The sequence below is a fragment of the bacterium genome (genome assembly GCA_040753085.1).
In the GTDB taxonomy this organism is placed as follows: Bacteria; UBA9089; JASEGY01; order JASEGY01; family JASEGY01; genus JASEGY01.
In genome coordinates this window covers 1-7,034 of record JBFMHI010000078.1, presented here as the reverse complement: position 1 = coordinate 7,034, position 7,034 = coordinate 1, and the positions used below count along the sequence as shown (strand labels likewise).

Sequence of the window (7,034 nt, the reverse complement as noted above, 5' to 3'; positions counted from 1 at the left end):
CCTAAAGGACCTAAGGGCTGCATAAGATGTTTGAGTCACGGCAGGAAGGTGACTTTTGAAAGGACCTAAGGGACCTAAAGGACCTAAGGGCTGCATAAGATGTTTGAGTCACGGCAGGAAGGTGACTATAAGGAACTTGTTGAAATATCAGGGGATGATGCCGCCAGGTATGTGGAGTACGCCGGAGAATTTCTGCAGGCCATCAAGGAGCTTATTAATGAATAGAAAGATGTTCGATGAATAAAAAGATGTTCGATGCTGGCTGTTCAATGCTCGATGCGGGTAAAGGATCGAGCATCGAGCATCGAGCATCGAGCATCGAGCATCGAGGATTGTTTGGTGGCAGGGGGAGGCCAGGCTATGCTTTATGCTGATCTATACCAGCGGAAGATCGAACTTGACCGGTATGTTAGGGAAAAAGACTGTCGGGCCTGTGGATTTCACAGCCGGGAGGATTTTCTGGAGAAGCTGCATCGGGGAGATATCAGGGGAGAGGGCTGTATCTCTGTAGATCCGCAACGGCTCAAGGCCTTACAATTAGCCGCCCGGCCTGATGAAATCCTCCCCAAAGTTAAGGTCTTGCAGCTTCCGGCGCCTGCCCCGCCAGGCATCTTCCCCCTCAATCATCCAGACCCGGATTCACCCGTCCTGGTGTCCGGCAATTCCCAGCTTACCATCGAAGTGCTCCTGGCGGTGCTTGCCACCACCGTAAGCCCTTTCTGGTACCTGGTGGTGGATACGGATGGTCATACCGTGGATATGGCGCTTATTTACCAGACCCTTACGGCCGAAAGAATCCTGAACGCCCTCACCAGGGAGGCAATGGACCAAAAAGTGACTCTCCCAAAGATGGTCATTCCTGGATTGGCCGTTTCCCTTCAAGAGGAGATCGCTAACTTGACCGGCTGGTCGGTTCAGGTAGGACCAATATGTGCCGTTGAGCTTCCCCTTTACTTTGGTCCCGCCTGGCAGATCGAATCAGAAGTCAGATAAATCAGGCAGCTTTTCATTCAATTTCTGAGTGGCTTTTTTGTAGAGATCGCCTCGATTATATTCTTTAGTCCTCGGTAGGCTTAAGACTTTTTCTTCCCTAACTTCCTCTTTAGGTTCAATCCTGATAGTGTTTGGCGCAGGTAGAGTATCTTTCTCGATTTCGGATTTCGCCCCCACTTCGGGGGTAGCCGGAATTTCGGAGGGGAGGTCTTTTTCAGCTTTACGCGGAGCAGATGGAAGAACCTTGATGGCGGATTGAACCTTCTTTTGGGGTTTAGCCTTAGGCTTTGGGGAAATATCTTTGATCCCGGGGGCAGAAGTGACTGGTGGAACTGGGCTCTTTTTAATAACTAACCGAGGTAATTTCTTCACGGTTTCTTCTATACTTTCAGGTAAGGATTCTAATGTCATCTCCGGCGCTTGAGGTTTTTGGCCTTCACCGGAAAGGCGGGATTTAGTGGGGGGAGGGATAATATCCTTCCCGGCAGGTTGATAAAAGGATTGGTAAGCCCAGACAAGCAGTATCCCCAAACCGGCCATAATTATCCCATTTCGAAGACGCGGGGAAGATAAGAAAGTGGGCCACCAGAGTTTGTCAGGATAAATGTCCCACTTAAATCTTTTCGGCTTTTTATCCCCTTCTAAAGAACCGATCAGAGCCAGACTGATTTTCAATTTCTCCTCACTCCGACGGCATTCTGGGCAATCAGTTAAATGGGCGATTATCTTAGCCTTCTTTCCTTCTTTCAATTTACCCTTCAGATACGAAGGGAGCAGCTTTTGAACCTTTTCACACTTCATCACTGAACAGTCACTTTCGGGTATCTTCGCCATATTTCGGGGGATAGTAGTAAGAGTTGAGAACTGAAATGTCTCTCCACTCTTAATAGCTCAGTTTATGACGGGGCGCACAGATAGGAGTAAATTGCTTTCTACATCACCGTCCCTGTCCCCCTGCTTTTACTTTAGAATTCCACAAATTCTTTCGGATAGCGGCTCAGATCTAATTTCTCCTCTTCAAGATTTAACCGAATCCCCCATTCCTGCATTGCCAAAGCTCCAAATAATATCTCGATATTCTTTCCCTCATCATCCGCCCCAATATTATTAAGCACTCTGGCGTGACATCTAATGGGTAAACCTTCGATCATCCCTTCAAATCCAGCAATTTTGGTTTACCTGATAAACCTTACCCCCAAGATTCACCGATTCCGGTTTGATGAGGTCAAAAATTGGCAACCTTACTGCAACATCTCTGATAACATAAGTGTTTTTAGCGCCTAAATCAAATAATGTCCAACAGTTACGCCCCATAACTTCAATATTTCTCCTTATTCGTCCCATTTTTATTTCGCCTCCTTTATTTCTATTCGGATCGGTTTTGGGATAGGCACTAAATAAACGCCAGGGCCACTGTATCCGCTAAATGGAGCCCCTGGCGAGTTAATCTGATATGACCGTTTTTTCTCTCCAGCAGGCCATCTCTTTCTAATCTCCCGAGGGGCAGGGAGAACATCTTTTCCAGGTCAATCTTAAACCGGCGGTTAAGGTCAGAGACCTTGATGCCTTCCACCAACCTGAAACCCAACATAATTGTCTCTCCGATGGTCCGCCGAGTAGAAAGTCTCTCTTCTTCTACAGTAGGCCATTGTCCCTTGATACCCTTTTCGATATACTCAACAGGATCAGATGGATTAGAATATCGTCTCTTATTAAGGTAAGACCAGGCGCCGGCTCCCAGTCCCAGGTATTCCTCATTTTGCCAGTAGATCTGGTTATGGAGCGATCTATATCCGCCTTGAGCAAAGTTGGATATCTCATAATGCTCGTATCCCTTGGCGGTTAAGTAATCGATAGCCAGATCATACATAGCCAGCTCTTCTTCCTCAGTTGGCCTATCCTTAAAGAGAGAGGCCGCCCCTTGTTTCCCCAGATCAAGGGTAAGGCAATATAAAGAAAGGTGTTCTGGTCTCAGGTCAAGAACGGTGGTTAAAGATTTTTCCCAGTCGGATAACTTCTGAGTAGGCAGTCCGAAGAGCAGGTCACAGTTAATATTATCAAATCCCGCTTCTCGGGCGGAATAATAGGCCTCCAGTCCGTCTTTAACCTGATGCGTTCGGCCGATTCGACTCAAAAGAGAATCGTCCATAGCCTGCAGACCTAAGCTCAAGCGATTTATCCCGGCGGCCTTGAGTTCGGCTAACTTAGCTTTATCCAATGTGCCCGGGTTGGCCTCGATGGTAATTTCTGCCCCTTTTACCATCTTATACCGGGTTCGAATCGTCTCCAAAACATCTGCCATCTGGCTGGCGGAAAGGATAGTTGGCGTCCCTCCTCCGATATAGATTGTTTTTACCCGAGGCATGGCGTGTCGTGACCCCACGTGGCTGCAGTCGCTGTATCGATCTATTTCTCTCTTGAGGGTCTCCAGATAGGCCGGAATCAACTCTCTCCGGTGGGGATAAGAGTTGAAATCACAATAAGGACATTTACTTCGGCAAAAGGGGATATGTATATAAAGGCCGGCTTCTTGGTTTATCTTCATCGACAGAGTTCAGCGGCGGCTGTAAGCCGTCCGCTGGAGTATTTTGTTAGGCAGCCTCACCGACTACAAAGACAAAACCAAACGCAACCCTTCTTCAATTTGCTCAAGAAGATGTAAGGGGACCGTACTGACCCGTTCCGTCAAAAAACCTTTGTCTATTGTGATGACTTGCGATACATTCGCAACAGAATCTTGCGCTAAACCCGTTGCCCGGGCAGGCAATAGCGCGTTGCCTGGCGCCTGAGCTAACCGTGTGTTAGAGGTCACAACCACCGCAATCACGGTAGCAATTCGACTGCGGTTGAAGTCGTTTGACTGAATCACCAGAAGTGGTCTGCGATACCCCGGCTCTGATCCCACCGGCGGCGGCAGAGTGGCCCACCATATTTCACCCCGATGGATTACCACGTTGCACCGTCCAATGAAGCCACTTGGAGCTGAACCAACACCGGCTCAAGAGTAGAAGTCTCTGTCTCGTACACTTGGTTGAGCCTCTCGGTGACTTCGTTTTTCTGGTGCGTCGTCACATAGGCGGTTAGAGCCGCCGTGTATAACTCGCTCAAGGATATATCAAGTTTCTGTGCCAACTGCTCTGCTGCTTCGGAAATTGGGCGGGGAATCGCAATATCTGTTCTCATAATCGCTCCTCTAATTCGATTGATCCTTCGGTTTTTGATTATCTCACACGCTGATTTTCTATAGAGGTTGCTTTACACTTCCGCATTTGTCTTTTCGCCTCGATCGGATGGAAGGCTGCCGTGGCGGTAGGGAAGGGGGTTGCCCCCTTCCCCCGCACATATCCCGGCGTGCAGTTTTCCCGCATCGGGCTCTTCGGACAGCCTCGCTTCCGCATCTACTACCGCTATTCCCCTCAGTGAGGTTGGCACCTTTCCCCGGCCATACCTGTCCGGTTCGTGTTTCCTTTGAGGGCTTCGGCTGCCCGTCAGTCCCTTCCCCCTGTGAACGGCTCTCCCGTTCTCCGAGAGTACTATGGACTGATCCGACTCCCCATTGTCTTTGGCTCTCCTACTTATCCTTTCGGTCGGCCTACCTGTCGCCGGTAGGGGTGGTTGGTTAGGCCTTGCCCCATAAGGACTCACACCTTATCAGAAGCACCAAGTTGGCTTGGCGCACTAACGGCAAGGTTCGGCCGCCGCCTTTGGCGGTCGGCTGCAGTAAGTCGTTAGGAGTCCTCTTGTTTTTTTACCCGGTACCTGATAATTGTAATGTACTTCTCCGGATTCCCTTTCAAAAACATCCCTGGCCCTTTTATGTACTCTTCTTCATGGTCACCTACTGTTCTATAACCATTATCCTTGATGAATTGATGCAACTTCTCTATTGTAGGAGTCTCCTTGCTGTAGGGACCAATATGAAGAATTTCTGCTACCTCACCATACTCCCAATAATCAATCTTAACCTCAGGTTCTGCCTCTTTCTTGGCCGGTAGGGAATTTACAGTCTCAGAAATAGGTAGACCGTAGATGCCTGTCCATTCATTCTTGGGTGTATCTAATGGTTTTGGCCATCTTGCACGAGGCGCAGGAGGTCTTGATCTCTTTACCTTTGTCTTCAGTTTATAGAAGGTCTTATACAATGTTGGAAAGGCGTCTTTGCCGACAACATTCGGATTACCCTTGACTTCCACAACAATCATCTTCTGATCCTTCATTGTCGATATTTTTGGCTCCTTGAGGTGTTCAAACTGGGAAATGTCGGGACCTTTTGCCATGAAAAAAAGAAAGATCCCAGCAACAAAAATAATAATGACAACAAAAACTATGATTATCTTCATAATTCATACCCCCTATTTTCTGACTCCTAACCATTCGCTTCCCTGAAGACCATCTACCGTGACCGTTATTCGTGTCTATTTTCGGTCTTTACCGACAGGTTAACCAGACACGAATCACGAAGGCTTGACCGCCTCGATGTAAGCTATTCTAAGATTGTAAAGGGTGCCGCTCAGAAGTTTAGTCTCTGTCTCGTTCAGGTTGCCTTTGGTCTTCTCTTCCAGAATGGCTAAAAGATCGATCATAGATTTAGCCATCTCCAGATTTTTTTCTTCCTTCTGAGTAAGCGGATTCGGCATCATGCCGAGGTGTTGCCAGGCCCCTGTGGCCAGAAGGCCCACTAAGGTGTCAAAGGTTACTTCTAATGGCTCGCCTTGAGCCGCTTCTTCTTTTTTATCCGTCATTGGCGCTATCCTCCCCTTTAAAAAGAACTATCGACCCCCAGAGATATACTTTTTTCACCCTCCTTGCAAGAGACTCTAAAGATTAAACTTCCAGTAAATCGGGGTTATAACCCACGAAAGACTCTATGAGGCTGTTGATGACTGCAAGGTTGATGAGATATTAGTAAAGAATATAAGCCTAAGATTAACTTTTTTTCCTTTTTAATATTTCTTTTATTTTATCATAAAATGCCTTTACCTCGCAAGCATAATCCTCTACCTCTCTTTTGTTAAGCCATCCTTCGCAAAAATTTGTGTGCAACATACCTGCCAAACCAAACTCTTTTCTTTAAATAGGTTCTTTCTCTTCTTCAGCAAGCCTATCTGCCGCCTCAAATAGCCAGGCATGACCGTTATGTGCTGTATGCCTTTGGCAGTTGCCCAGGCCTTTAGTATTTGTGTTGCTCCTCCCCAATATTTCTCTCCTGCTTGACGCAAATCACCCGCTTCAAGCTCCTTTTCGCCTTGCTGTAAATATCTCTCTGCCTGAGCTATGTATCGGTTTACCTTATTGTCCTTTGTCGCCTTCATCTCTTTTCCTCTTTATTTTTTAAGAACCCTTTCGGATAATCCGAGACTCTCTGTTTACTCATCTTAGTAAACCTGCCTAAATTTCTTTGTTCGTAATCGTTCACCACAGAGACACAGAGACACGGAGAACGATTTTAGAAAAAGCACTTACAGAGCAAATAATTGGGGCAGCAATAGAAGTTCATAGGCATTTAGGTCCTGGTTTATTAGAGTCAGCCTACGAAGAATGCCTTTGTCATGAACTCAATTTGCGTGGTCTAAATTTTGAACGACAAAGACCTCTTCCCCTTGAATATAAATGCATTAAGCCTGTTTTGAAAGACGGAATTAAGAGACTTATCCTTTAGATTTTTCTCAGTGTCTCTGTGTCTTCGTGTCTCCGTGGTGAGGTGAACGGTTACAAAAATTTTTGACTGGGTATCGGTTAGCCTTTTGGTCTATATTTTAAAACCCAAAAATCTTCTCTATTAGTTTCACAAAAGTAGGATTAGCAAAGGTCAAGGCAATAAGGGCAATGGCGATAAAGATATTAAGCCTAAAATTAAGGCCCTTGAACTTCTCATCTACAACATTGAATCTTTCATCTACAACATTGAATCTTTCATTCATCTCATGTTCAAGAGTCTTGAATCTTTCCTCCATCTTGTTTTCAAGAGTCTTAAATCTTTCCTCTACGACATTAAACCTTTCCTCAAATAATTCCCTCGTTACCAGTTCATTTCTTAATTC

Annotated in this window: 15 protein-coding genes; 4 read left to right on the top strand and 11 right to left on the bottom strand. The window is 46.4% G+C overall.

The window, feature by feature from the left end:
• Window positions 1-99: 99 nt before the first annotated feature.
• Genes AB1797_08930 through AB1797_08920 form a run of 3 tightly spaced genes read left to right on the top strand, consistent with a single transcriptional unit; the run spans window position 100 to window position 993 of the window.
• Window positions 100-225, top strand: a complete 126-nt coding sequence (locus tag AB1797_08930; GenBank protein ID MEW5767733.1) for a hypothetical protein — start codon at window positions 100-102, stop codon at window positions 223-225.
• Window positions 226-236: 11 nt separating this feature from the next.
• Window positions 237-374, top strand: coding sequence for a hypothetical protein (locus AB1797_08925; protein MEW5767732.1), 138 nt, complete (start codon window positions 237-239; stop codon window positions 372-374).
• Window positions 361-993: a hypothetical protein gene (locus tag AB1797_08920; protein ID MEW5767731.1), complete on the top strand. Its 633-nt coding sequence runs from the start codon at window positions 361-363 to the stop codon at window positions 991-993. Before AB1797_08925 ends, AB1797_08920 begins: the two co-directional genes overlap by 14 nt.
• On the opposite strand, the gene AB1797_08915 is transcribed toward AB1797_08920, so the two are convergent.
• The 10 genes from AB1797_08915 to AB1797_08870 form a co-directional block, all read right to left on the bottom strand.
• On the bottom strand, window positions 979-1,794 hold the full coding sequence (locus AB1797_08915; GenBank protein MEW5767730.1) for a zf-HC2 domain-containing protein: 816 nt from the start codon (window positions 1,792-1,794) through the stop codon (window positions 979-981). The two genes, AB1797_08920 and AB1797_08915, sit on opposite strands and share 15 nt — an antisense overlap.
• A gap of 164 nt (window positions 1,795-1,958) precedes the next feature.
• A complete protein-coding gene (locus tag AB1797_08910; protein ID MEW5767729.1) occupies window positions 1,959-2,144 on the bottom strand; it encodes a hypothetical protein in 186 nt (61 codons plus the stop codon).
• Window positions 2,145-2,148: 4 nt separating this feature from the next.
• A complete protein-coding gene (locus AB1797_08905; protein ID MEW5767728.1) occupies window positions 2,149-2,337 on the bottom strand; it encodes a hypothetical protein in 189 nt (62 codons plus the stop codon).
• Between the two features lie 49 nt (window positions 2,338-2,386).
• A complete protein-coding gene (gene hemW, locus AB1797_08900; GenBank protein MEW5767727.1) occupies window positions 2,387-3,538 on the bottom strand; it encodes a radical SAM family heme chaperone HemW in 1,152 nt (383 codons plus the stop codon).
• 63 nt (window positions 3,539-3,601) lie between these two features.
• Entirely contained in the window at window positions 3,602-3,946 is a 345-nt protein-coding gene (locus AB1797_08895; GenBank protein ID MEW5767726.1) for a type II toxin-antitoxin system PemK/MazF family toxin, read from the bottom strand.
• Complete coding sequence (locus AB1797_08890; GenBank protein MEW5767725.1) at window positions 3,940-4,176, bottom strand: hypothetical protein; 237 nt, start codon at window positions 4,174-4,176, stop codon at window positions 3,940-3,942. The genes AB1797_08895 and AB1797_08890 overlap by 7 nt, the downstream gene beginning before the upstream one ends.
• Before the next feature lie 72 nt (window positions 4,177-4,248).
• Window positions 4,249-4,425 carry a hypothetical protein gene (locus AB1797_08885; protein MEW5767724.1) on the bottom strand — a complete coding sequence of 59 codons (177 nt, stop codon included), beginning with the start codon at window positions 4,423-4,425 and terminating at the stop codon, window positions 4,249-4,251.
• Between the two features lie 296 nt (window positions 4,426-4,721).
• A complete protein-coding gene (locus AB1797_08880) occupies window positions 4,722-5,333 on the bottom strand; it encodes a GyrI-like domain-containing protein (protein ID MEW5767723.1) in 612 nt (203 codons plus the stop codon).
• 114 nt (window positions 5,334-5,447) lie between these two features.
• Window positions 5,448-5,735 carry a DUF1844 domain-containing protein gene (locus tag AB1797_08875; protein ID MEW5767722.1) on the bottom strand — a complete coding sequence of 96 codons (288 nt, stop codon included), beginning with the start codon at window positions 5,733-5,735 and terminating at the stop codon, window positions 5,448-5,450.
• 255 nt (window positions 5,736-5,990) lie between these two features.
• Window positions 5,991-6,305 (bottom strand): PaREP1 family protein, encoded by a 315-nt coding sequence (locus tag AB1797_08870; GenBank protein MEW5767721.1) that lies wholly within the window; start codon window positions 6,303-6,305, stop codon window positions 5,991-5,993.
• A gap of 86 nt (window positions 6,306-6,391) precedes the next feature.
• Here AB1797_08870 and AB1797_08865 point away from each other — a divergent pair, with 86 nt between their 5' ends.
• Entirely contained in the window at window positions 6,392-6,652 is a 261-nt protein-coding gene (locus AB1797_08865; GenBank protein ID MEW5767720.1) for a GxxExxY protein, read from the top strand.
• Between the two features lie 97 nt (window positions 6,653-6,749).
• Here AB1797_08865 and AB1797_08860 read toward each other — a convergent pair.
• Window positions 6,750-7,034: hypothetical protein (locus AB1797_08860; GenBank protein MEW5767719.1), on the bottom strand; the 285-nt coding region annotated here is incomplete at its 5' end.

Coding starts and splice junctions, on each gene's coding strand:
- AB1797_08925 (MEW5767732.1), top strand. CDS start 237: ATGAATAAAAAGATGTTCGATGCTGGCTGTTCAATGCTCGATGCGGGT.
- AB1797_08920 (MEW5767731.1), top strand. CDS start 361: ATGCTTTATGCTGATCTATACCAGCGGAAGATCGAACTTGACCGGTAT.
- AB1797_08930 (MEW5767733.1), top strand. CDS start 100: ATGTTTGAGTCACGGCAGGAAGGTGACTATAAGGAACTTGTTGAAATA.
- AB1797_08905 (MEW5767728.1), bottom strand. CDS start 2,337: ATGGGACGAATAAGGAGAAATATTGAAGTTATGGGGCGTAACTGTTGG.
- AB1797_08875 (MEW5767722.1), bottom strand. CDS start 5,735: ATGACGGATAAAAAAGAAGAAGCGGCTCAAGGCGAGCCATTAGAAGTA.
- AB1797_08910 (MEW5767729.1), bottom strand. CDS start 2,144: ATGATCGAAGGTTTACCCATTAGATGTCACGCCAGAGTGCTTAATAAT.
- AB1797_08880 (MEW5767723.1), bottom strand. CDS start 5,333: ATGAAGATAATCATAGTTTTTGTTGTCATTATTATTTTTGTTGCTGGG.
- AB1797_08870 (MEW5767721.1), bottom strand. CDS start 6,305: ATGAAGGCGACAAAGGACAATAAGGTAAACCGATACATAGCTCAGGCA.
- AB1797_08890 (MEW5767725.1), bottom strand. CDS start 4,176: ATGAGAACAGATATTGCGATTCCCCGCCCAATTTCCGAAGCAGCAGAG.
- hemW (MEW5767727.1), bottom strand. CDS start 3,538: ATGAAGATAAACCAAGAAGCCGGCCTTTATATACATATCCCCTTTTGC.
- AB1797_08915 (MEW5767730.1), bottom strand. CDS start 1,794: ATGAAGTGTGAAAAGGTTCAAAAGCTGCTCCCTTCGTATCTGAAGGGT.